At 69.8% G+C, this 24,075-nt stretch carries 17 protein-coding genes; 8 read left to right on the plus strand and 9 right to left on the minus strand.

Features of this window, described 5'->3' with window-relative positions; all coding sequences use genetic code 11:
- Positions 1-7: 7 nt before the first annotated feature.
- The 3 genes from KCG34_RS15380 (at position 8) to hemW (ending at position 4,264) form a co-directional block, all read left to right on the plus strand.
- On the plus strand, positions 8-2,425 hold the full coding sequence (locus KCG34_RS15380; RefSeq protein WP_211936522.1) for a GAF domain-containing hybrid sensor histidine kinase/response regulator: 2,418 nt from the start codon (positions 8-10) through the stop codon (positions 2,423-2,425).
- Between the two features lie 92 nt (positions 2,426-2,517).
- Positions 2,518-3,120, plus strand: coding sequence for an RdgB/HAM1 family non-canonical purine NTP pyrophosphatase (rdgB, locus tag KCG34_RS15385; RefSeq protein WP_211936523.1), 603 nt, complete (start codon positions 2,518-2,520; stop codon positions 3,118-3,120).
- Positions 3,113-4,264, plus strand: coding sequence for a radical SAM family heme chaperone HemW (hemW, locus tag KCG34_RS15390; protein ID WP_211936524.1), 1,152 nt, complete (start codon positions 3,113-3,115; stop codon positions 4,262-4,264). Before rdgB ends, hemW begins: the two co-directional genes overlap by 8 nt.
- Before the next feature lie 55 nt (positions 4,265-4,319).
- Here hemW and ahcY read toward each other — a convergent pair whose 3' ends face one another.
- Both ahcY and KCG34_RS15400 read right to left on the minus strand, forming a co-directional pair.
- Entirely contained in the window at positions 4,320-5,711 is a 1,392-nt protein-coding gene (ahcY, locus tag KCG34_RS15395) for an adenosylhomocysteinase (RefSeq protein ID WP_211936525.1), read from the minus strand.
- 132 nt (positions 5,712-5,843) lie between these two features.
- The gene (locus KCG34_RS15400) at positions 5,844-7,352 is read right to left on the minus strand and encodes a CYTH and CHAD domain-containing protein (RefSeq protein ID WP_211936526.1); all 1,509 of its coding nucleotides are present in this window, start codon (positions 7,350-7,352) and stop codon (positions 5,844-5,846) included.
- Between the two features lie 140 nt (positions 7,353-7,492).
- Between KCG34_RS15400 and bioB the strand changes: the two genes are divergently transcribed.
- Complete coding sequence (gene bioB / locus KCG34_RS15405) at positions 7,493-8,479, plus strand: biotin synthase BioB (protein ID WP_249138348.1); 987 nt, start codon at positions 7,493-7,495, stop codon at positions 8,477-8,479.
- A gap of 7 nt (positions 8,480-8,486) precedes the next feature.
- Here bioB and KCG34_RS15410 read toward each other — a convergent pair whose 3' ends face one another.
- The 4 genes from KCG34_RS15410 to KCG34_RS15425 all read right to left on the minus strand — a co-directional run bounded on the left by KCG34_RS15410 (position 8,487) and on the right by KCG34_RS15425 (position 13,166).
- Entirely contained in the window at positions 8,487-9,674 is a 1,188-nt protein-coding gene (locus tag KCG34_RS15410; RefSeq protein WP_211936528.1) for a glycosyltransferase family A protein, read from the minus strand.
- A 15-nt stretch (positions 9,675-9,689) separates the two neighbouring features.
- Positions 9,690-11,339 carry a GMC oxidoreductase gene (locus tag KCG34_RS15415; RefSeq protein WP_211936529.1) on the minus strand — a complete coding sequence of 550 codons (1,650 nt, stop codon included), beginning with the start codon at positions 11,337-11,339 and terminating at the stop codon, positions 9,690-9,692.
- Positions 11,340-11,512: 173 nt separating this feature from the next.
- Positions 11,513-12,601, minus strand: a complete 1,089-nt coding sequence (locus tag KCG34_RS15420) for a cell wall hydrolase (RefSeq protein ID WP_211936530.1) — start codon at positions 12,599-12,601, stop codon at positions 11,513-11,515.
- 325 nt (positions 12,602-12,926) lie between these two features.
- A complete protein-coding gene (locus KCG34_RS15425) occupies positions 12,927-13,166 on the minus strand; it encodes a hypothetical protein (RefSeq protein WP_211936531.1) in 240 nt (79 codons plus the stop codon).
- A gap of 347 nt (positions 13,167-13,513) precedes the next feature.
- Here KCG34_RS15425 and KCG34_RS15430 point away from each other — a divergent pair, with 347 nt between their 5' ends.
- From KCG34_RS15430 to KCG34_RS15440, 3 genes are all read left to right on the plus strand, one after another.
- Positions 13,514-15,262, plus strand: coding sequence for a type I secretion system permease/ATPase (locus KCG34_RS15430; protein ID WP_211936532.1), 1,749 nt, complete (start codon positions 13,514-13,516; stop codon positions 15,260-15,262).
- Positions 15,263-15,268: 6 nt separating this feature from the next.
- Entirely contained in the window at positions 15,269-16,621 is a 1,353-nt protein-coding gene (locus KCG34_RS15435) for an HlyD family type I secretion periplasmic adaptor subunit (RefSeq protein ID WP_211936533.1), read from the plus strand.
- A 101-nt stretch (positions 16,622-16,722) separates the two neighbouring features.
- Complete coding sequence (locus tag KCG34_RS15440) at positions 16,723-19,359, plus strand: M1 family metallopeptidase (RefSeq protein ID WP_211936534.1); 2,637 nt, start codon at positions 16,723-16,725, stop codon at positions 19,357-19,359.
- Here the strand turns inward: KCG34_RS15440 and KCG34_RS15445 are convergent.
- The 3 genes from KCG34_RS15445 to KCG34_RS15455 are packed head-to-tail and all read right to left on the minus strand — an operon-like array spanning position 19,356 to position 22,948.
- The gene (locus KCG34_RS15445; protein WP_211936535.1) at positions 19,356-20,093 is read right to left on the minus strand and encodes a ZIP family metal transporter; all 738 of its coding nucleotides are present in this window, start codon (positions 20,091-20,093) and stop codon (positions 19,356-19,358) included. The two genes, KCG34_RS15440 and KCG34_RS15445, sit on opposite strands and share 4 nt — an antisense overlap.
- A complete protein-coding gene (locus tag KCG34_RS15450) occupies positions 20,090-21,466 on the minus strand; it encodes an MATE family efflux transporter (protein WP_211936536.1) in 1,377 nt (458 codons plus the stop codon). The genes KCG34_RS15445 and KCG34_RS15450 overlap by 4 nt, the downstream gene beginning before the upstream one ends.
- A 48-nt stretch (positions 21,467-21,514) precedes the next feature.
- Positions 21,515-22,948: a TonB-dependent receptor gene (locus KCG34_RS15455; RefSeq protein WP_211936537.1), complete on the minus strand. Its 1,434-nt coding sequence runs from the start codon at positions 22,946-22,948 to the stop codon at positions 21,515-21,517.
- Positions 22,949-23,101: 153 nt separating this feature from the next.
- Between KCG34_RS15455 and KCG34_RS15460 the strand changes: the two genes are divergently transcribed.
- Complete coding sequence (locus KCG34_RS15460) at positions 23,102-24,031, plus strand: Gfo/Idh/MocA family protein (RefSeq protein ID WP_211936538.1); 930 nt, start codon at positions 23,102-23,104, stop codon at positions 24,029-24,031.
- The last annotated feature ends 44 nt before the right edge of the window (positions 24,032-24,075 follow it).

A 24,075-nucleotide genomic window follows, 5' to 3' on the forward strand; every position in this document is an offset into this window, starting at 1 on the left:
GGCGGACATGGTTGAAGAGGCAGGCAATCCGCCGTTCGGCATGGATCCGGCGCTGCCGGCGTTCCATCGGGCCCGGCGGATCGCCGAGGCGCTGTTTTCCGGGGCCGAAGCCAGCGTTGTCCTGGTCGACGGCGAGCGCGTCTGGCGCTGTGGCGGCAGCCTGGTCGGAACCGAGGCGCCGGCCACCGGCGTCCGGGCCGCGATCGAGCGAGGCAAGGCGATCTGGATCGCCGATATCCCGCCCGATTCTCGCCTGACAGGTCACGGCGATTTGCCGGCCATGCGGTTCTGGGCCGGGGCCCCCGTACGCCTGGCCGATGGATCGGCCATAGGCGTCCTGACCGTGAGAGGCCCGGAGCCGCGCGCCTATGACAAGGCGCTGGCTCTGCGCCTGCAGGATCTGGCCGATAGCCTCGCCGACGAATGCGACCGCGCCCGCGACGCAGGGATTGCGGCCCTGCGCGATCGCGAGCTTCGGGCCGCCCGCAAGGTGATGTCCGCCTTCGTCTCCACCGTACCCATCGAGTCGGTGATGACCGACCGTGATTTCCGGGTGCTGACGGCTACGCCGCGCTGGCTGGAGACCATGGGCGTCAGCGAGGCCGAAGCCGTCGGCCGCCGCTTGCAGGACCTCGCCCCCGACGCCTTCGCCTATTTCAAGGACCAGTTCGAGCGCTGCCTCTCGGGCGAATTCGTCAAGGAGCCTCGGGTTCGGGCGATGTCCAGGGACGGCAAGCGCCGCTGGATGGACCTGGAGATGACGCCGTGGCGCGACGAGACCGGCGAGATCGCCGGCGTCGTCAGCGCCGCTCACGAAATCACCGAGTCCGTCCAGGCGATGCTCAGCCTGGAGCGTACTCAGCAGCGGCTGCAGCTGGCGACGGAGATGGCCAACCTCCAGGTCTACGACGTCGACTTCAAGCGCCGCTCGATCGTCAGCGCCGGCAAGGCGCTGTTCGCCACCAGCAAGGCCGAGAGCGAGGCCGTGGCTGAAGCGGTGTTCTCCGGCACGACGGACCAGTTCGTCGATCCGCGCGATCGGGCGTTGGTCGCGGAAGCCTCGCGCCGCTTTCACAGCCGGGAAGCGCCCTACGAGGTCGAATATCGCGTGCTGCGCGGCGAGAATGAAGAATTCTGGATCGCCGAGGTCATGCACGCGGTCCGCGGCGAAGACGGCTCCACGCGCCGGATCATCGGCGCCATGCAGAACATCACGGCGCGCAAGCAGGCCGAGCTGGCCCTGATCCAGGCCAAGGAGGAGGCTGAAGCCGCCAACCGCGCCAAGAGCGCGTTCCTGGCCACCATGAGCCACGAGATCCGCACGCCGCTCAACGGCGTGCTGGGCATGGCCCAGGCGATGGCTGCAGGGCCGATGGAGCCGGAACAGCGCGATCGGCTGGAGGTCATCCGCCAATCCGGGGAGACCCTGCTCGGCGTCCTGAACGACGTGCTGGACCTCTCCAAGATCGAGGCCGGCCGACTGGAGCTGGAGGAGGCGGAGTTCGACATCGCCGCCGTCGCAGCGAGCGCCCATGCCGCCTTCGCTGCGGTGGCCGCCCAGAAGGGCCTCACCTTCGACCTGACCGTGACCCGCGCCGCCGCCGGCCCCTATCTCGGCGATGCGACCAGGGTTCGCCAGCTGCTCAACAATCTGATCTCGAACGCCCTGAAGTTCACCGAGGCGGGCGGCGTCACGGTGACCGTCGGCCGCCGCGGCGGCGCGCTCGCCCTGACCGTCGCCGACACCGGCATCGGAATGACGCCTGCGCAGCAGGCGGCGCTGTTCGAAAAGTTCGCCCAGGCGGACGCCTCGACCACCCGCAGGTTCGGCGGGACGGGCCTGGGCCTGGCCATCTGCCGCGAACTCGCCGAACTGATGGGCGGCCGGATCGAGGCCAGAAGCGTCGAGGGGCGGGGCTCGACCTTCGAGGTCGTTCTGCCGCTCCGCCGCCTTGAACGCCGCAAGGACGGCGCCGCATCGGCCGCGCCCGCGCAAGCCCGATCGGAGCAGGCCGGCCAGGCCGACTTGCGGCTGCTCGCCGCCGAGGACAATCCCGTCAATCAGCTGGTCCTGAAAACCCTGCTCTCGCAGCTCGGGGTCGAGGTGGTGATGGTGGGCGATGGCGTCGACGCCGTGGCGGCCTGGGAATCGGGTGACTGGGACATCATCCTGATGGATGTGCAGATGCCGCGCATGGACGGCCCTACCGCCACGCGGTTCATCCGCGAGCGCGAGCGTGCGCAGGGCCGCCGCAGAACGCCGATCGTGGCCCTCACCGCCAACGCCATGACCCATCAGGTAAGCGAATACCTGGCCGCAGGCATGGACGACTTCGTGCCCAAGCCGATCGAGATCCCTCGCCTGGTGGCCGCGCTGGAAGCGGCTCTGGCCGGCCCTGCGCCCCTGGCGACGAACGCGAGCTGAGGCTGAAGGGATCGGAACCCCTCCCCTTGCCAGACCAGGCGGGACGCGGAACAACGGCGGCCGGACCCAAGGTTTCAAGTGGAGCGACGAGAATGGCCCTGATGCTCGAGCCGGGCGCGCGCCTGGTGGCCGCGACCCACAATCCGGGCAAGGCGCGCGAGCTGGCGGCGCTGATGGACGGGCTGTTCGAGATCGTGGCGGCGGGCGAGCTGGGCCTGGCCGAGCCGGACGAGACCGAAACCACCTTCACCGGCAATGCGCTGCTCAAGGCCCGCGCCGCGGCCGAAGCCAGCGGCCTGATCGCCCTGGCCGACGATTCAGGCCTGTCGGTGCGGGCGCTCGGTGGGGCCCCCGGCATCTATTCGGCGCGCTGGGCCGGGCCGGACAAGGATTTCTCCGTCGCCATGGCCAAGGTCGAGCAGCGGCTGGCGGAAATCGACGGCGACGACAGCTTCGCCTGGTTCACCAGCGCCCTGGCCGTCGCCTGGCCGGGCGGGCCAGCGGTGGTGGTGGAGGGGCGGGTCGACGGCCACATCAGCTTTCCGCCACGGGGCGAGAACGGGTTCGGCTACGACCCGATCTTCACCCCGATCGGCTACCGGCAGACCTTCGGCGAGATGACCCACGCCGCCAAGGACGCCCTCAGCCACCGCACCCGCGCTTTCGAGAAGCTGAAGGCGGCGCTATTTGACTGAGCCGGCGCCGCTCGCGGTCTATGTTCATTGGCCCTATTGCGCCAAGGTCTGCCCCTATTGCGATTTCAACGTGCTGCGCGACCGCGGCCAGGCCGAGCAGGCGGCCCTGGCCGAGGCGATCGTCGCCGACCTCGCCGGCCAGGCGGCGCTGACCGGCCCGCGGCGGTTGATCTCGGTCTTCTTCGGCGGCGGCACGCCTTCGTTGATGCACCCTGCCTGGGCGGCGGCGATCCTGGATGCGGCCAAGCGGCTCTGGGCGCCGGCGGAGGACCTCGAGGTCTCGATGGAGGCCAATCCCACGGACGCCGAGGCTGAGCGCTTCGCAGCCTTCGCCGCGGCGGGGGTGAACCGGCTGTCGCTCGGCCTGCAGTCGCTGGACGACGACGCCCTGCGCTTCCTGGGCCGCAACCACGACGCCGCCGAGGCTCGCCGGGCGGCGGCCCTGGCGGCGCGGGCCTTTCCGCGCCTGTCGCTGGACCTGATTTACGCCCGACCCGGCCAGGCCGCGGACGCCTGGGCCGATGAACTGCGCGCGGCCCTGGACCTGGGGCCCGAGCACGTCTCCCCCTACCAGCTGACCATAGAGCCCGGCACCGCCTTCGACCGGGCGGTGGGGCGCGGGCGTATCGTCCCGCCGGGCCACGACCTCGCCGCCAGCCTCTACGAAACCACCCAGGCGGTGCTGGAGGGCGCCGGGTTCGAGGCCTACGAGGTCTCCAACCACGCCCGGGGGCCGGCCGCCCGGTCGCGCCACAACCTCGCCTACTGGACCGGGCTCGACTATGTGGGCGCAGGCCCCGGCGCGCACGGGCGCCTGACCGCGGAGGGCGATCGTCTCGCGACTGAGGCGGAGCGGCGGGTCGGTGACTACATCGCCAAAGTAAGGACGACTGGCGTGGGGTTCGCCGAGCGCGAGACGCTTTCGCCGCGGGAGGCTGCGATCGAGCGGCTGCTGATGGGGCTTCGCATCGACGCCGGCGTCGCCTGGCCGGAGATCGCCGCCCTGGGCCTCGATGCCGAAACGCCAGCCGTCCGCGAGTTGGCGGGCGAGGGCCTGCTGGCGCCGGCCTCGGATCGGCTGGCCCTGACGCGGCGGGGCCGCGCGGTTCTGGATAGCGTGGTGAGGCTTCTGGTCGAGGCCTAGACAGAAACCCTGAGCGAGCCAGGCCGGCCGGCGTTGGCCGGCCTGGCCGCCAAGATCAATACCGGTAGTGGTCCGGCTTAAACGGCCCGGCTTGCGGCACGTTGATATAGGCGGCCTGCTCGGTCGACAGCTGGGTCAGCTTGGCGCCAAGCTTGCCCAGGTGCAGCATCGCGACCTTTTCATCCAGGTGCTTGGGCAGGGTGTAGACCTGCTTGGCGTAGGACTTGGCGTTGGTCCAAAGCTCGATCTGGGCCAGGGTCTGGTTGGTGAAGCTGGCGCTCATCACGAAGCTCGGGTGGCCGGTGGCGTTGCCCAGGTTCACCAGGCGGCCTTCCGACAGCACGATGATCTTCTTGCCGTCCGGGAACTCGACGTGGTGCACCTGCGGCTTGATCTCGTCCCACTTGAAGTTGCGCAGGCCGGCGATCTGAATTTCCGAGTCGAAGTGGCCGATGTTGCAGACGATGGCGTTGTTCTTCATCCCGCGCATGTGATCGACGGTGATGACGTCCTTGTTGCCGGTCGCGGTGACGTAGATGTCGGCGGTCTTCAGGGTGTCCTCGATGGTCAGGACCTCATAGCCCTCCATCGCCGCCTGCAGGGCGCAGATCGGGTCAACCTCGGTGACGATCACCCGGGCGCCGCCCTGGCGCAGCGAGGCGGCCGAACCCTTGCCCACGTCGCCGTAGCCGCAGACCACCGCCACCTTGCCGGCCAGCATCACGTCGGTGCCGCGGCGGATGGCGTCCACCAGGCTCTCGCGGCAGCCATAGAGGTTGTCGAACTTGGACTTGGTCACGCTGTCGTTGACGTTGATCGCCGGGAACGGCAGCTCGCCGCGCTCGGCCATCTGGTAGAGGCGATGTACGCCCGTGGTGGTTTCTTCCGAAACCCCGCCGATGGCGGCGCGGATCGCCGAATAGAAGCCGGGCTTCTCCTTCAGGTACCGCTTCATCACCGCGTAGAGGGCTTCTTCTTCCTCGTTCTTGGGATCGTTCAGGATCGAGGGATCCTTCTCGGCCTTGGGGCCCAGAACGCAGAGCAGGGTGGCGTCGCCGCCGTCGTCCAGGATCAGGTTCGGATAGCCGCCGTCGGCCCACTCGAAGATCTTGTGGGCGTAGTCCCAGTACTCGACCAGGTTCTCGCCCTTGAAGGCGAACACCGGGGTGCCCTTGGCGGCGATGGCGGCCGCGGCGTGGTCCTGGGTCGAGAAGATGTTGCACGAGGCCCAGCGCACGTCGGCGCCCAGGGCTTGCAGGGTCTCGATCAGGACCGCCGTCTGGATGGTCATGTGCAGCGAGCCGGCGATGCGGGCGCCCTTCAGCGGCTGGTCCTTGCCGAATTCGGCGCGGACGGCCATCAGGCCCGGCATTTCGGTTTCGGCGATCTCGATCTCCTTGCGGCCCCAGTCGGCCAGGGAGAGATCTTTCACGATGTAGTCGGCCACGCGCGCAGCTCCGCAAGAATGGATTTGACCCGCTCTATAGCGGGCGAGGGCGGGGCTTAGCAAGAATGATATAAAGATATCTTTATATCTGTAAGTGACCGTCGTCCCTCCCCCGCAAGGGGGAAGGGAAAATCACCAGAACGGCTCGGCCTTCTCCAGGCGGCGCACCGCCTTCTTCGCGCGTTTCAGCTTGGCCGGCTCGCCGGCGCTGACGTGGCCGGCGACGTAGCCGGCGGCGTAGACGATATCGGGGTCCAGCGCCGCCTCCGTTTGGGCCAGGTCGGCGCAGATGCTGCGGGCGGCGACAATGTCCGTCAGGGCCCCCAACGCGTCCTGGGCCGCAGCAGCGGCTTCGTTGAGCGCCCTGACCTCGCGCGGCTTCGCCTCCTCGAACACCGTCGCGAAATTGGCGATCCCGTAGCGCAGCACCTTGTCGCTCACACGAAGACGGTGGCGGGCCAGGTCGTCCTCGCCCTTCAGCGCCCTGGCGCGCTTGATCACCCGATGCAGGGCCTTGTTCAGCGCGTCGGCGGCGAAGTCGCCCAGCCGCTCCTCGCGGGCCTCGGCCAGGGCCGCGTCGGTGGTCCAGTCTCCGGCCTCGATCCAGGCGGCGGCCTCGAGCAGCAGGGCGCGGAAGCGGTCGCCCAGCACGGCCCGGCGCGCCCGGTCGTGGGCCTGAGTGCGCCGCCGCTCCAGGGCCAGGGCGAAACCGGCCAGCATCTCGGGATCGTCGGCCTGCTTGACCACCGGCGCGAAGGCGCCCTCGGCGAAGACATCGAGGTTGCGCGCGGCGTCGCACTCGCCGGCGAGCCAACGCAGCTCGGCCGCCACTGGGCCGTCGCTGGCCGCACGCCCGAGCATCGGGCGGAATAGCAGGATGGCGCTGCGCAGGCGCCGGGCGCCGACCCGAAGCTGGTGCACCGCCTCGCCATCGCGGCGCTCGCGCAGCACCTCGGCGTTGGCGGCGATCTGGGCGAGGCACGCAGCGGCGATGTCGTGGAAGCCCTGCTGGGCGGTCTGGCCGGGCTTCAGGGCCGGCCCGGCAAGCGCCGCCGCGCAGGTTTCCTTGTCCCGCGCCAGGGCGAAACCGCGCGAGGATTTGGTGCGGAAAGATAGCGTGGCGGCGCTGGAGACCAGGGTGCGGGCCAGGGCGAACAGGGCCGCGGGCGATCCGGAGATCAGCTCCAGCTCCAATTCGCGGATCGCTTCGCGCCGGCCGACCGTGCGCACTTCGCCCTCGTCCAGGGCCACCTCGATCTCAGCGCCTTGGAATTCCAGGGTGCGCTTGGCCCGGCGCACGTCGACCTCGAAGGTCGGCGCCAGGGCCTCGCGCCGCTTCTTGCCCAGCCGTTCCCCCAGCGGGGTCTCGTCCAGGGCGTCGAAATCGAGCCCCTCCCCCTCGATCGGCTTTTCCCACTCGTGGCGGGTGAAGGCGCCGCCCTTGATGCTCTGCTTGACCCCCTGGATGCGCTGGTCGCCCGCTTCGCGCACGCGCAGCACAAAGCCGTCGGCCTTCAGGTCCATGTCTGGGGTGTCGAAATAGACGCTCCTCAGCCGCTCTCCGTCTCCGGGCAGCTTAAGATCCGCGCGCAGGCGCTCTGCGCCCTGGGCGTCGACGACGAACTTGAGCTCAGTTTCCAAAGCCCATTCCCTTGGGGCAGCCGGCTTGCTCGACACTAGCCCTGCCGTGTAACCCCCGTGTGACCCAGATCAACACCATGGCGTTTTTATTTCGCCGATGGCAAGCCCCGCCCCTGTCAGCCGCTTTCGAGGCCCCGATGATCCAGACCGATTCCGCCCTGCCGCGCCACGACTGGACCCGCTCCGAAATCGAGGCCCTGTTCGAAATTCCCTTCACCGAACTGGTGTTCCGCGCGGCCGTGGTTCATCGCCGGTGGTTCGATCCGGCCGAGCTGCAGATGTCCCAGCTTCTGTCGGTCAAGACGGGCGGCTGCGCCGAGAACTGCGGCTATTGCAGCCAGTCGCAGCATTTCGAGACCGGGGTCCCCGCCTCCAAGCTGATGGAGGTCCGGGCGGTGGTGGCCGCCGCCGAGCAGGCCAAGGCCGGCGGCGCCCAGCGCTTCTGCATGGGCGCGGCCTGGCGGGACCTGAAGGATCGCGACCTGCCCAAGGTCGCGGCGATGATCTCCGGGGTGAAGGCCCTGGGCCTCGAGACCTGCGCCACCCTGGGCATGTTGAAGCCCGAACAGGCCGCGGCGTTGAAGTCGGCCGGCCTCGACTACTACAATCACAACCTCGACACCTCGCCGGACTACTACCCGTCCGTGGTCACCACCCGCACCTACCAGGACCGACTGGACACCCTGGCGGCGGTGCGCGCCGCGGACATCTCGGTCTGTTGCGGCGGCATCGTCGGCATGGGCGAGACGAGGGCCGACCGCGCGGGCCTGCTGCACGCCTTGGCGACCTTGCCCGAGCATCCCGACAGCCTGCCGATCAACGACCTGATGCCGATCAAGGGCACGCCCCTCGGCGGCAGCGAGCCGGTCGACGGGCTGGAGTTCGTGCGCACCGTGGCGGTGGCCCGCATCGTCTGCCCCAAGGCGGTGGTGCGCCTGTCGGCCGGCCGCGAGCACATGAGCCGCGAACTGCAGGCCCTGTGTTTCCTGGCCGGCGCCAATTCGATCTTCATCGGCGGCAAGCTGCTCACCACCAGCAACCCCGACCAGGACACGGACGCCAGGCTGCTGGCCGATCTCGGCATGCGGCCGATGGGAAGCGGGAAACTGGCCGAGGCGGTCGCTTAGCCGGGCCTCAAGCCTTCTTCTTCAGGCCCTGGCGGACGATCTGCAGCCGGGTCTGGATCGGCTTGAACAGCTGGAAGAAGTACTTGTTCCAGTAGGCGAACAGGTTGAGGTGCCGGATCACCGCCAGCCGGCGGCTCTCGCTCATCGGCGCGAAGGCGTCCTTCGGTCCCAGGCTGACGAAGTCGCCGTCGACGCCGAAGGCGATATTGGCCTCGATCGGGATCATCTCCATCGCCCACTGCTTCTGCGGCCGGTTGCATTCCCGGGTCGAGACGAGGTGAGGGCGGGTCAAGGCCGAACTGGGCTTCAGTCCCATCAGGTCGACATCGAACTCGATCCCTTCCAGCCAGGGGCAGAGCCGTCGGAGGGCTTCGGGCCGCAGTTCATAGAACACGTCGTAGAGCGTCGCGCTGTCCTGCAGCCGCTTCAGGCTCCAGTTGCGGGGCCCCATGTCCAGGGGCACCTGGTAGAGGTTGACCGGCCGCTTGGTGTGGGTGCCCGGCTTGGCGGTGTTGGTCGACAGGGCGACGTTCGGATAGACGAAGAAGCGATCGGTCACCGCCAGGTACTTGATGTAGTACTTCTTCCAGCTGCTTTCCTTCCAGGCCTCGAGCTGTTCCGGCACGGCGTCCGCGGCCTGCGAGATCGGATCGGACTTGTGCTCGTCATACCAGGCGCGGAAGGCGCGCCACTGGCCGGCGGTCCAGGCCTGGCCCCAGGAGGCGGCCACCTGCAGGAAGTGCACGTCCGAGCCGTCGCTCAACGGCACGAAGTTCAGATTGTTGAATTCGTTGAGCTTGTAGCTGTAGAGCCCGATCCCGCCGACCTGCGGTTCGTCGGCGTAGAACTCGGCGGAACGGCGCACCCAGTCATAGAAATAGGGCGCGGCCAGAAGGTCGTCCTCGAAGACCGCCACCGCGCCGTATTCCAGCGCCAGGTCGCCGCAGGACAGGACGTGCTCTCTCAGGCCCAGATTGGCCGTGTGCGCGATGATCCGCTTCTCCCCGTGCGGCCAGTCGAACTGCTCGGCCAGGCGCGCGGTGTCGGCATGCGGCGCGTGGTCGATGCTGATCACCAGCGGAACCTCGACGTCCGCCGGATAGCGGGCGCGGGACAGCGACTCCAGCAGCCGCGCCAGGGTGTCGGTGCGGTCATAGGCGATGACCACCACGGCCGGACCACGGGTTCGCGTCACGCTCTGGCGCTCCTTCTAGGCGGCTAGGTCCGCCCTCAGCCGGTCGCCGAGGCGCAGGCTGAGGGCCAGGATGGTCAGGGTCGGGTTCGCCTGGCTGGAGGTCGGCAACACCGACCCGCTGGCGACGAAGAGGTTGTTCACCCCATGCACGCGCAGATCGGGGTCGACAACCCCGTCTTCGGGCCGCGCCGACATGCGCGTGGTCCCCAGGTGATGGCCGCCATAGGCGCCCTCGGCCAGGGCCCGTTCGGCGACCTCGTCCGGCGAATAGTCCAGCCGGCCGACGCCAGTGCGCTCGAGTTCGGCCGCCAGCACCGCATAGGCTCGCTTCAGGGCTTCCAGGTCGGCGGCGTTGACCCGCCAGTCGACTCTGAGGCGCGGCATACCGTAGGCGTCGCGGTCCCCGGTCAGGGTCAGGCGGCTGTCGGGATTGGGCGACTGTTCGGCGTGGAACTCGATCGGATAGCGGTTCTGGGGCGAGCCGAGCACCACCGAGGGCATCTTGCGTTCAGCCAGGTTGCGGTCGCGCACCCAGTTCACGGCGAACCGGGCCAGGCGGATCGGGTGGGCGAGGATATTGCCGAGGTGGCGAAGTCGCCCGCCCCAGCCTGGGCCAGCCTCGCGCATCTTTCGGCTGTATTCGTAGAGCACCAGGTCCTTGACCAGATACATGGCCGACAGGATCGGATCGCCGTGCGCCGGGTCCGCCGGGTCCGGCAGATGGGTCCGGAAAATCACGTTCAGGCCCCTGATTTCCCGCTGGGCCTTTTCCGTCAGCCACAGGCGGCGGCGCACATAGGCCCCGCTGGCGTCCTTCTCGTAGTCGTAGTTGATCCGCGCCGGATCGCCGTTGAAGGTCACCACCCCCGAAGTGGCCGCCAGGTGGCTCATATAGTAGCGGCCCAGGTGGTCGTGGTCGTTGCCGATCCCCGCCGGGCGCACATCGCTGGACGCCAACAGCAGGCGCGTCGTCTCCAGCCCGCCCATGGCGATCACATAGCGGCGAGCCCGAACCTTGGCCCGCCCCCCATCGGCGGCGGCCACCTCGATATGGTCGACCGAGGCTGCATCGGGCCTCAGGCGCACGCCGGTGACCGCGGCGTGCAGCAGCACCAGGACATTGGCCGCGGCGGTCAGCGCCGCGCCGTAGCGCTTCCAGAAGTCGGTCGGCTTGCTGAACCGCTCCAGGGTGGTCCGGACCAGGGCGCCGTCCAGGCCGGGCGCGAACTCGGCCGGCCGGCCCGGCAGGGCGGTCGCGGGGTCGTAGTCGAAGGGACCGGCCTCGGCCGCCTCCTGGGCGGCGATGTAGTAGGGTTCCAGGGCCTGCCAGCCGATCGGCCAGCCGGGGCCGGGGACCCAGGGGCGCTCGGCGAGGTCGGCGTCGTCATAGGGAATGCAGCGCCCGCCCCAGATTCGGCTGGCCCCGCCGATGGCGCGAACGCGGAAATGATGCAGGAAAGGGTGGGCCTTGGCGTCGGCCACCTCGCCCTTGTAGGCGTCCAGGCCCTTGGCGTCCGGCTTGCGGCCGCCGGCCTCGAGCACGACCACCGAAAGCCCGCTGTCGATCAGCGAGGCGGCCAGGGTCAGACCCGCCGCGCCGCCGCCGACGATGCAGATATCGAACTCCAGCGAGGAGCCGGCAGCGGCCGTAAACTCGGCGATCATTCGCAGCGAGATCCCCGCCGAGCTCCCATCGACACCATCGTCATCCCCTGCCCGGCCACCGCAGCTTCACCCGGACCATAGGTCAAGTCCGTTGCAGCGGCAGCAATCTCCACAAGGAGCGTTGAAAAAATCTGCATCACGCCGCTTTCACGGTCGCTCCCGCGCCGCACGCCTCAGCCGCCGACCGTCGGGCCGCGGTGCTGGCGGAACGGCTTGCCGAAATAGACCGGCTTTTGTGGCGCCGCCGAGGCCGGCGGCGTGATGACGGCCGGCGGCGGCGCGATCGCCAGCGGCGCCGGGTCGGTCAGGGGCGCGGCCTGGGCCTCCCGCACCGCCTCGCGGGTGGCGGCAGGGGTGTCGATCTCGGCGATCTGGGCCAGGGCGGCCGGCTTGTCGGCGCGGGCGATCATCACCGTGGTCTGGCCGGTGTCGAAGCCCGGGATCGGCGGCGGCGGCGGCTCGAAGCCCGCGTACTTGCCGCCGAAGTCAGCCGGCAGGCCCATGCCGCCGGGCCAGCGGTAAAAGATGTGGGCGCCGATCTGGGTCTCCTTGACCAGGGTCGGGCGCCAATAGGGCACCACCCACTGGGTATGATAGTGCGTGGCCTCGCCCACCGACTTCAGCACGTAACCGTCCAAGGCCCGCTGCGCGATCTTCTGCGCCCGCGCCCAGCCGGCCTGGCTGGGCCGCCGGTTCAGCGAGCCGTCGCAGGTGAAGGTGAACTGGCAGCCGGTCGGCAGGGTCGAGCCCTGGAACACCACGCCGCACACCGACTTGGGGAAGATCGGGTGGCGAACGCGGTTCAGCACCACCTGGGCCACCGCCGCCTGGCCGGCGTCGCTTTCCGAGGCGGCCTCGTAATAGACCGCCATGGTCAGGCAGGTCAGGGCGCGGGCGCGGTCGTTGGCCGCGCTGGACGGCAGGCGGAACGGCTTGGCGGCCTGGATCGGCAACTGAGAGAACGGAATCTGGGCGTTGACCAGGGCCGCCTGCTGCGGGGTCAGGTCCTCGAAGGTCTGGGCCGGCGGAGCGGGCGCGCCGGCGGCAGGCGCCTGGGCGTGCGCGGCGTCCGGCAGGCCCGCGCGGGCGATCCGGGCCAGGGGGTCATAGCGCTGCGCGATAGGCGGACCTTGGGGATCCAGCCGGAGGAAGGCCGCCAGCGTAAAGCCGCCGCCGGCGATCGGGTGGCGCCGCGGGCCAGACGCCTGTGCGCCAAGCGGCGCATGGCTCGCCCAGACCAGAGATGCGGCCGCGGCCACCATGGCGAATCCGGCCACTGCGCCTGAAGCATAGCGCCAAGTCGGCCCCGAATTCTGAACGAGCGCCGCGCGCAATTGCGACGCATCCGTCCTGAATTGGCTCAACACAGCCTGAGAAATCGGAGCAAGCTTGGCCGAGATCGTCTGAATCTGATCTTGCAGTCGCATCAAACTGACCCATCCATGCCAAGCCGCGGGCTCATAGCACGATGTGGGCCAAGTTCAATCGCCCGCCAGGATTCTGGCCGGCGGCCCGTGCGCCCTGGTCGTACCGCCAGCCCGCCAACGTTCCGCCGGCGCTCAGGTTCCCCTATTTCGGGTCAGGCCGTCAGGGATGTGGCAGTCGGCACAGGGCCAAGCCGACGATCCCCGCCCAGGCCGCGAGATTGATGATCAGCGCCGCGAGCCGCTCCCAATTGATCCGCTGGAAGGGGGTGAGCGGCGCGCCGGGGCGCCGACCATGGGCGATGTGGCCGCGGGCCGGCTGGAAACTCCAACGACCCTGATCGGGCCGGTATGGCGTCAGAACTTGCGCCGGATGGACATACTGCAAGCCGTATATGAACAAGATTCCACCGAAGCGCTTGAAGCCGCGCTTCGCCCCTGGCGGCCCGCCCGCCTCCCGACCTGGACGTGACCAGGCGCCACGCCGGGAGCTGGCAAGGTCAGACAACATTAACCATAATTATAAACAAATATGGCGTTTCAGCGTTGCGCGATTTTCGTTCACAAACCCTTGTTCAGTATAGCTTTGCCTTAAGCTGTCATCAGCCGCGGACAGGCCGGCGACTTAAACTGTCGCACCCCCGTTAGACATCGCCATTTACAATAAATTATCCGAGCGCTCGCTAGACCTACGGGCAGGTATTGCGCCATGGGCCAGGCTGGCCGGCGCGCAGCGAGGATAGGGTTCGCATGGCTGCTTCGTCGCCGCTCTCCGGCGTGGCCGCGCCGCTCCGGAAGGCGATCGCCGCCTGTCGTCCGCACTTCATGGCGGCGGCGGTGTTCAGCGCCCTGGTCAATGTCCTCTATCTCGCGCCGACCCTCTACATGCTGCTGGTCTATGACCGGGTGATGCCGACCAACGGCGTCGAGACCCTGGCCCTGGTCAGCGTGGTCGGCCTGACCGCCGTCTCCACCCTCGCCTTCCTGGAATGGATCCGCTCGCGCCTTCTGGTGCGCTCGAGCGCCCGGCTGGAGCGCGACCTGGCCGGGCCGGTGATGACCGAGGTGCTGGGCCAGGCGAGCCTCAGCCGCACCGACCGCTCCCAGGCCATGCGCCAGTTCGACACCTTCCGCCAGGCCGTGGCCGGCCAGGCGATCCTGGCGGCGTTCGACACCCCCTGGGCGCCGATCTACGTGCTGGCCGCCTTTCTGCTGCACCCGGTGATCGGCGGCATGTGCGTCGGCGCCGGCGCCCTGATGCTAGGCCTGGCCTGGCTGAACGAGAAGGCGACCCACAGCCCCCTGACCGCCGCCAACACCGCCGCCGGCGTCGCCTACGCCAAGCAGGACCACGCCTCGGCCTGGGCGTCCGAGGTCCGCGCCCTGGGCATGAGCCGCGCCCTGGTGGCCAAGCAGCTGCAGGAACGGCAGGAGGTCGTGCAACTGCAGACCCAGGCCAGTTTCGCAGCGGCCCACTATGGCGGCCTGATCCGCTTCGCCCGTCTGGTGCTGCAGTCGGCCGCCCTCGGCGTGGGGGCCTGGCTCGCCATTGAGCGGCAGATCTCGGCCGGCTCGGTGATCGCCGCCTCGCTGCTGATGACCCGGGCCCTGGCGCCGGTCGAGCAGGTGGTGGGATCGTGGAAGAGCATCATCCAGGCCCGCACCGCCTTCGAGGCCCTGAACCGCCTGTTCGCCGGCGCCAAGCCCGAGGACGCGCACATCCGCCTGCCAGCGCCGGTCGGCCAGGTGACCCTGGAGAGCGTCACGGTGCAGACCCCGACCCTCGACCGCGTCGCCCTGAACGACATCCGCCTGGAGATCGAGGCCGGCCATTTCGTCGGCGTGATCGGCCCCAGCGGCGCCGGCAAGTCGACCCTGCTGCGCGTCCTCGCCGGCGCGGTGGCGCCCAAGAGCGGGGTGGTGCGCATCGACGGCGCAGCCATGACCGATTGGGAGCCCGAGCGCCTGGCCCAGCACGTCGGCTTCCTGCCGCAGGACTTCCTGCTGTTCTCTGGCACCATCAAGGACAACATCTCGCGCTTCCGCGCCTGGCTGGGCGAGGATCCCGAGGCGCTTGACGCCGAGACCATCCGCGCCGCCCAGGCGGCCGGAGCGCACGAGATGATCCTGCGCCTGCCCCAGGGCTACGCCACCCGCGTCGGCCTCGGCGGGGCCGGCCTCTCAGCCGGCCAGACCCAACGCATCGCCCTGGCCCGCGCCCTGTTCGGCCGACCCAAGATCGTGATCCTGGACGAGCCCAACGCCCACCTGGACGGCGAAGGCGAGCAGCAGCTGGTCGAGACCCTGACCCAGCTGAAGAAGGACGGGGTGACCATCATCGTCGCGGCGCACCGCGGCGCGGTGCTTTCGGTGGCCGACCGCCTGGCCCTGATCCAGAACGGCCAGTTGGCCCACTATGGCCAGCTCAACGACGTCCTGTCCGCCATGCGCGCCCCGCCGGCCCATGCGCCGACGAACGTTCAAGCCATGCGAGCCTAGAGCCCCATGTCCGGTATCACCGCCAGCTCCTTCTGGACCGCCCTGTCCGCCCCCTCCCCGTCGCCGGACAATCCGCGCCGCGAAATTCTGCTCGGATCCGTCGCAGCCGCCGTCTTCTTCGTCGGCCTGTGCGGATGGGCCGCCTTCGCCCGCATGGACGCCGCCACCAACGCCTCGGGCGTGGTGGTGGTCTCCGGCCACCGCCAGAGCGTGCAGAGCCGCGACGGCGGTATCGTCTCCTCGCTGAGGGTCAAGGAGGGCGACCACGTCCAGGCCGGCCAGGTGCTGGTCGAGTTCGCCCCGGCCGAGGCCATAGCCGAGGAGCGCGCCCTGACCGAGCGCGTCATAGGGCTGAAGGCCCAGATCGCGCGCCTGGAGGCCGAGCAGATGGGCGCGGCCAGCATCACCGCTCCGGCCGAGTTCGCCAGCCTGTCGGCCGACGACAAGGTGATCGCCGAGCACGCCATGGCGCTGGAGGCCCATGCTCTGGCCTCTTCGCGCGGGGCCGACGCCGCCCGCCGCGGCACGCTGAACCAGCGCCAGGCCGAGGCCGAGCAGCAGATCATCGGCTACCAGCGTCAACTGGCGGCGAACGCCCGCCAGCAGCAGCTGAACGCCGACGAGCTGAAGGGTATGAAGGAGCTGGCCGCCCGCGGCTACGCCCCCGCCACCCGCGTGCGCGCCCTGGAGCAGTCCGCCGCCGGCCTGGAAGGCGACGCCGGCTCGCAAGCGGCCGAGATCGCCCGCCTGAACGCCGTGCGCGGCGAGGCGAGGCTGGAGAGCCTGCAGGGCGACAACGAGCGCGCCCGCCAGATCTCTGACGAGATGCACCGGGCCCAGGCCGACCTGCAGGCCAACGAGCCGCAGCTGCAGGCCGCCCGCGACCGGCTGAAGCGAACCGAGGCCGTGGCGCCAGTCTCCGGCGCCGTCACCGGCCTGACGGTCAACACCGTGGGCGCCGTGGTGGCCCAGGGCCAGCGGCTGATGGAGGTGGTGCCGGACAAGCTGCCGCTGGTGATCGAGGCCCAGGTGGCCCCGCGCGACGCCAACGACCTGAAGGTCGGCCAGGAGACCCAGGTCCGCTTCACCGCCGTGCATGGCCGCAACGTGCCGATCCTGCACGGCCAGCTGACCCGCATCTCCCCCGACAGCGTCGTCGAGGAGCGCACCGGCCGCGCCTATTTCGTGGCCGACATCACCGTGCCGCAGAGCGAGTTGGCCCTGATCGGCGACAAGGGCGAAGCCCTGCGTCCCGGCATGCCCGCGGACGTGGTGGTGCCGCTGCGCAAGCGCACCGCGTTGGAATACTGGCTTGAGCCCCTGACCCAGACCCTCTGGCGCTCGTTCCACGAGCACTGAGGCCGCCGCGCCCTACGTCCGCGCTGAGATCACAAAACGGTTCTCTTTTGCGGAGAACTCGCTTTAGGGTCGCGCGCAACGAAGTTCAGCGCAGGTTTGTCATGTCGATTTCCCGAGCGGCCAGGGCCCTGGCCTTTTTCCTGGCCCTGGCGGCCGGCCTGCCGGCTGCGGCCCAGGCGCCCGCCGCCGCTTCGCAGCGTATCGTCCTGCCCGCCGACGTCACCCCCGACCACTACGACCTCGATATCACGCCCGACGCCTCGGCCCTGACCTTCAAGGGCAAGGTGCAAATCGACCTGACCGTGCATGCGGCGACGCGCGAGATCGTGCTGAACGCCGCCGACCTGGTCATCGACCACGCCGCCCTGTCCGGCGAGGCCGGCCAGCCCAGCATCCGCTACGACGAGAAGGTGCAGACCGCGAGCTTCGGCTTCAGCCATCCGCTGAAGCCCGGCCACTACGCCCTCAGCCTCGACTATCACGGCAGGATCTTCCAGCAGGCCTCGGGTCTGTTCGCCCTGGACTATCAGGCGGGCGGCGCTTCCAAGCGGGCGCTGTTCACCCAGTTCGAAAATTCCGACGCCCGCCGCTTCCTGCCGTGCTGGGACGAGCCGGGGCGCAAGGCGAGCTTCACGGTGACCGCGACCGTGCCCAAGGACCAGATGGCGGTCTCCAACATGCCGGTCGCCGAGGCCAAGGCGGTGGACGACAAGCTGCAGACCGTACGCTTCGCCGAGACGCCGAAGATGTCGTCCTACCTCTTGTTCTTCGGCCTGGGCGACTTCGAGCGCATCCACCGCAATGTCGGCGGCGTCGACGTGGGCGTCATCGTCAAGCGCGGCGACACGGCGAACGCCGGCTTCGCCCTGGATGCGGCCGCCGAGATCCTGCCCTACTACAACGATTATTTCGGCAAAGCCTTCCCCCTGCCCAAGCTGGACCTGATCGCCGGCCCGGGCTCCAGCCAGTTCTTCGGGGCGATGGAGAACTGGGGCGCGATCTTCTATTTCGAGCGCGACCTTCTGATCGACCCCAAGGTCTCGACCGAGCAGGACCTGCAAGGGGTCTATGTCACGGTCGCCCACGAGATGGCGCACCAGTGGTTCGGCGACCTCGTCACCATGGCCTGGTGGAACGACCTGTGGCTGAACGAAGGCTTCGCCTCGTGGATGGAGAACAAGGTCACCGACCATTTCCATCCCAATTGGAAGCTGTGGCTGCAGGCCAAGTCGGGAACCGAGAGCGCCATGCAGACCGACGCCCGCGACGGTTCGCATCCGATCATAACCCCGATCAACGACGTGCTGCAGGCTGGCGGGGCCTTCGACGAGATCACCTACGAGAAGGGCGCGGCGGTGATCCGCATGATGGAGGCCTATGTCGGCGAGAGCGCCTTCCGCGACGGCGTGCGCCGCTACATGGCCGACCACGCCTATGGCAACACAGTCACCGACGATCTGTGGCGCGAGATCGACCAGGGCGGGGGTCCGCGCCCGATCACCGAGATCGCCCATGACTTCACCCTGCACGCCGGCGTGCCCCTGCTGCGCCAGGGCGAAGCCAGCTGCCAAGCCGGCAAGACCAGCCAGGCCCTGGCCCAGGGACGCTATGGCATCGACGACAGCACCCGCGGCGAGCGGGTGTGGCATGTGCCGGTGATCGCCCGGACGCTGGACTCGGCGGCCCCGGGCCATGGCGTAATCGCCGGGACCGCCGGCGGCCGGATCGAGGTTCCGGGCTGCGGCCCGGTGGTGCTGAACGCTGGCCAGACCGGCTATTTCCGAACCCTCTATTCGCCGGCCGGCGTCGCCGCCCTGACCCAGCGCTTCAGCGAGTTGTCGGCGGACGACCAGCTGGGCCTCTTGGACGACACCCGCGCCCTTGGCTTTGGCGGCCTAGAGCCGATCACCGACTATCTGAACCTGACCGTCCGCCTGGATAGCCGCAGCGATCCGGTCGTCTGGGCCAGGCTGGCCCACACCCTGAACGGCCTCGACCGGCTCTACGCCGGAACGCCCGGCCAGGCCCGCTTCCGCAGCTTCGCCCGCGGCGTCCTGGCCCGCGGCCTGGCCCGTATCGGCTGGGACCGCCAGCCGGACGAGAGCTTCAACGTGGCGATCATGCGCAGCGCGGTGATCGGCGCCCTGGGCGACATGGGCGATCCGGCCGTGACCGCCGAGGCCCATCGCCGCTTCGACCAGTTCCTGTATGATCCGACCAGCCTGGACGCCTCCGCCCGCCGCACGGTGCTGGCCATCGTCGGGCGCCAAGCCAGCGCCGCCGATTGGGAGCGGCTGCACCAGCTGGCCAAGACCGCCAAGTCGGAGCTGGAGCGCACCGAATACTACAGCCTGCTGGGCGCGGCCGACGATCCGGCCCTGGCCGCCAAGGCGCTGGACCTCGCCCTGTCCGGCGAGCCGCCGGCCACCACCGCGCCAGACATCATTGGCGCGGTCTCGGACCGCCATCCCGGCCTGGCGCTGGACTTCACCAGCGCCCATTGGGCAAAGGTCAGCGAGCTTCTGGAGCCGGACAGCCGGCCCAGCTTCGCGCCGCACCTCGTCACCGGCGAGCCCGACCGCGGCCTGGCCGACCGGCTGAACGCCTTCGCGGACCGCAATATTCCCGAGGACGCCCGCCAAGAGGTGCGCAAGGCGGTGTCGAGCATCCTCTACCAGGCCCAGGTCCGCGACGCGCGCCTGCCCGAGGTGGACCGCTGGATTGCGACGGGACGCTAAGTCCCGCTGAGGCGGACCGCCAGGAACACGGCGGCGGCGCCCAGCCCGGCCGCCGCGGCGCCCGAGACGCCCAGCTCGCCGGAGCGGGCGCGGGGCCAGAGTTCGGTCGCGCCGATATAGAGGAACAGGCCCGCGAAGGTCGCCAGCATCAGGGCGGCCGTGGCCCGAGTCGGGCTGACGGCGTGCGAGAGGGCCAGACCTGCCAGGGGGGCCAGGGCGTCGGCCGCCAGCCAGCGGCGGGCGCTGCGGGCGCCGAGATGGCGGGCGAAGCTGAGCGTGACGGTGTTGGCGCCGTCCACCAGGTCGTGAGCCACCACGCCGGCGGCGACCACCACTCCGGCGGGCGGCGAGACGGCGAAGGCGACCCCGATGGCCAGTCCATCCATCAGGCTGTGCGCGGTCAGGCTGGCGGGCCCCAGATGCGCCGCCCAGCTGCGTCCCGCACGCCCCCAGGCGGCGCTCAGGCGATCGATCAGGACGTAGGCAAAAAATCCGGTGACGACCGCTGCGCCCAGCGCGGTAGGCGGCCAAGCCTCGCGGCCGAGGGCGAAGGCCTCTGGAAGGAGGTCCACGAAAGCCACCCCCAGGATGGCGCCACAACCGAACCCGACCATCAACCGCCGCTCGGCCCCGAGCTTCAGCGCCAGGCCGCCCCCGGCCAGGGTCGCGACCGAGGTGGCGAGGCCGATGGCGAGCTGTTGGCCGGCCAGGCTGAAGGCAGGGCCTGCGCTCAAGCCGGCTGCTCCTGGGGAAGCGGCGCCACGGTGGCGGCGCCGGCGAAGCTGCGGCGGATCAGGCCCGGCGTCATCAGGGCCTGGCCGGCCGCGCGGGCGAGGAAGAACAGGTTGAAGGCGAGCCACAGGCCATTGTTGCCCATTGGCCGCGCGGCCAGCAGCAGGGCGACGAACACCGCAAGGGCGGCGGCCATGCCGATCAGCATGGCCCGGGTCCAGCTGGAGCCGATGAAGATCCCGTCGAACACGAACGAGGTCACCCCGGTCGCCGGCAGGGCGACCGCCCAGCCGATATAGAGGCCGGTGGCCGCCACCACAGCCGGGGCGGTGCTGAAGCTGGCGGCGATGCGCGCGCCGGCGAGCGCATAGGCCAGGGTCACCAGGGCCGCCGCCCCCCAGGCCCAGGCCAGGATGGCGAGAATCAGCCGCTGGAACTCGCCCCGACGCCCTCCGCCCAGCGCCTCACCGCACAGCACCTGGGCCGAGCTTTCGAAGCCGTCGAGCAGCAGGGCCGAGAGCATGAACAGCTGATAGAGGATGGCGTTGGCGGCCAGGATGGTCGGCCCCTGCTGGGCGCCGGTGCGGGTCAGGAGCACGGTCGCCGCCATCAGGAGCAGCGTGCGGGCGAAGAGGTCGCGGTTCAGCCGCAGCAGTTGGCCGATCGCGACCGGCCGCCAGGTTTCGGCGCGGCGCAGGACGGCTCCGAAGCCGCGGGCCGGCGCCTCACGCGAGACCATGGTGGCCAAGGCCAGCAGTTTGGCGGCCTCCGAACTCAGGGTCGCGAAGGCGACCCCGGCCACGCCCAGATGCAGGCCGAGCACGAAGCCTGCGTCCAGGCTGATATGCAGAAGGTTGGAGCCGACCTCGACCGCCAGCACCGCCCGAACCTGCCGCCGCCCGATCAGCCAGCCGGTCAGGACCGCGTTGATCAGCCAGGCCACGCCCCCGGCATAGCGGATCTGCACATAGGTCCGCGCCAGCGCAGCGACCTGGCCCTTGGCGCTGAACAGGGCAAGGCCCGCCGGCACGACCAGCGGCATGGCGGCCAACAGGAAGGCGCCGATGGCCGCGGCTACGGCGAGGCTGCGAGCCAAGGTCGCCGACTGCGCCGCCTCGTCCGCCCGCCCGGCCGCCTGCGCTGTCAGGGCCACGGTGCCAGAGCGCAGGAAATTGAACACGATCAGGAGGGTCATCAAAAGCTTGGCGCCGATCTCCACCGCGCCCTGGGCCGCCGGATCGCCCAGCCGCCCGATCACCCACATGTCGGCCAGGCCGAACAGGGCGGTGGCGACGTTGGTCAGCATGGACGGCAGGGCGATCGCCAGGATCGCCCGATGCATGGCCAGGCCGCGGAGGTCTTGCGTTTCGCCCATGCCGCTCAACTGAGGGCCACGGCGGACGCGGTCAAGGCTGTGATGAGCCTAGAGAGCCTTCTTAAGCACCAGCCGCACCGCCTGGCCGTCATCCACATGGTGATCGACGCGCTCGACGAAGCCGTTGGCGCGAGGGCCGGCGAAGATGGTGTCGGTGGTCTGGCGGCCGCCGCCGTAGAGGCCGTCGACCTGAAGCCGCAGGGCGAACGAGCCGGGGGCGTATTCGACGAAGCCGCCCAGGCTGTCGTCGACGCTGACCCGGCTGATCTGGCTCATCTGGTAGAGGGCCAGGTCGCCGCCGAACTGGCCCTCGAGCCCCCAGCGAGCCTTGAGCCCGGCGAGGGACTGAACCAGGGCGATCTTGGCGGTCTGGGGCGATTCCGCAGAGGCCCGGCGCATCTCGCCGGTGAAGGGGTCGCGCAGGCGCGAATTGCGCCAGGTCCCGCTACTGGTGAGGGTCAGGGAGGGCAGCCCGATCGCCGCCAGGGGCGCTGATAGGTCCAGATCGACCTGCTGCCGCTCGCCCCCCGTGACGGCCACCGGCGCCTGGGTGTCGGCGCCCACGGGGCCGAGTTCGGTCGCGCTCTCGATGCGGGCCTGGGTCACGGCCGCGGACAGCTTCATCGCCGCCAGCTTCTGGTCGAAGCTCAGCCTGTAGCGCCACTCGCGGTTTGGGCCGAAGCGGGCCGAGGCGGCGCGATCTTCGGTGGCCGCAAAGGTGGCGAAGGCCCCGGCGTCGATCGGCGAGACCGCCCGGGTCAGGCTGAGGTCGAGCTGCCCCTTGCCGGGCAGGGTCACCGCGCCGTCGACGCTGGGTTCGATGAAGGCGTAGGTCAGGCCGGCCGCGGTGGCGCCGCCGCTGGTCGAAGGCCCGCGCCACTGCGCGTCGGCCATTTCCAGCTTGCCGCCGGCATTGAGGCTTAACCAGGAGGTCAGCCGCCACTTCAGGCCGGCATGGGCGTCCTGGGTGGCGGTGGCGAACAGCCGCTGGCTCTCAGGCGCGGCCGCCTGGGCCAGGGCGGTGTCGAGGATGTTGCGCTGTTCGGCGCCGCCGCCGACGGTCAGGTCGACGGCCTTCAGCGGCGTCAGGCTGAGGTCGAGGCGGGCCGTGAGGTCATCGGTGTCGACCTGATGGCCGCCGGAAGCCAGGAAGGCCGGCGTCGCCCAGGCCTGGTCCAGCTTCTCCCCCACCTGCAGGTCCAGGCGCGCCGCGCCGGGGCCGACCCAGGCTGCGTTGAGGCCCAGGGTCTCGCGGCTGGCGCTGGCCTGCGGCGCCAGGGCGAGGGGATCGCTGCGCACCAGGTTCGGATTGGCCTCCAGCCCGAGCTGAAGGCTGGTCTGCAGGGTGGTGAACTGGGCGTTCAGGTCGGCGTTGGCTTTCAGGCCCGCGCCGTCGCCGGGGGCCACCGCCACATCGAACTGGTAGGGGCTCGCGGGCGCGCCCGCCGTCGCCGCCGGCGCAAGGGAAAGCGCGGTCGTCAAGGCGATCACAAAGGGCGAACAGGTCGGCGGCATGAGAGCGTTGACAGCTAGCATTGAACCCAAGAGATGGCCAAGCGGCCAATGCCCGCAGGCAGGACTTGCCCTGGGCTTTGCACGTCTTTAGGGCGAACCTGTGAACACAAAGGCCACTGCATGACCCGTCCCGTTCCGATCGCCATCGTCGGCCTCGGCAAGATCGCGCGCGACCAGCACCTGCCGGCCCTGGCGACGGGCGCAAATTTCCGTCTGGCAGCCACGGTCAGCCACCACGGGACCGCGCCCGGCGTTCCAAGCTTCGCAACCCTGGCCGAAGCCTTCGCCGCCCATCCGGAGATCGAGGCCGTCTCGCTCTGCACCCCGCCCCAGGTGCGCCACGCCCTGGCGCGCGAGGCGCTGCTGGCCGGACGCCACGTGTTCCTGGAAAAGCCGCCGGGCGCGACCCTGTCGGAGGTCGAGGACCTGAAGGTCCTGGCGGCGGCGCGCGACCTGACCCTGTTCGCCAGCTGGCATTCGCGCTTCGCCGACGCGGTCGAGCCAGCCCGGGCCTTTCTCGCCGGGCGTCGGCTGAAGTCGGCCGAGATCGTCTGGAAGGAGGACGTTCGCCACTGGCATCCGGGCCAGGACTGGATCTTCCAGCCGGGCGGGATGGGGGTGTTCGACCCCGGGATCAACGCCCTGTCGATCATCACCGCCATCCTGCCGCAGCCGATCCACCTGCGCCGCGCCAGCCTGGCCTTTCCCGCCAATCGTGCGGCGCCAATCGCCGCGGACCTGATTTTCGAGGACGTCAGCGGCGCGCCGGTGACGGCGACCTTCGACTTCCTGCAGACCGGCTCGCAGTCGTGGGACATCCACATCGAGGCCGAGGGCGGGCGGCTGGAGCTCTCGGGCGGCGGAAGCGCGCTGAGCCTGAACGGTCAGCCCCAGGCCCTGGAGCACGGCTCCGAGTATGGCCGCCTGTACGACCATTTCGCCGGTCTGGTGCGCCGGGGCGAGCGCGAGGTCGATTGCTGGCCGCTGATCCACGTCGCCGACGCCTTCATGCTGGGCGAGCGGCGTGAGGTCCCGGCCTTCGACTGGTGATTGATTCCAACGTTTGGGGCGGATTGCGGGCGGAAAGCCGCTTC

Origin of the sequence: Phenylobacterium montanum, from assembly GCF_018135625.1 — a bacterium.
GTDB lineage: Bacteria > Pseudomonadota > Alphaproteobacteria > Caulobacterales > Caulobacteraceae > Poindextera > Poindextera montana.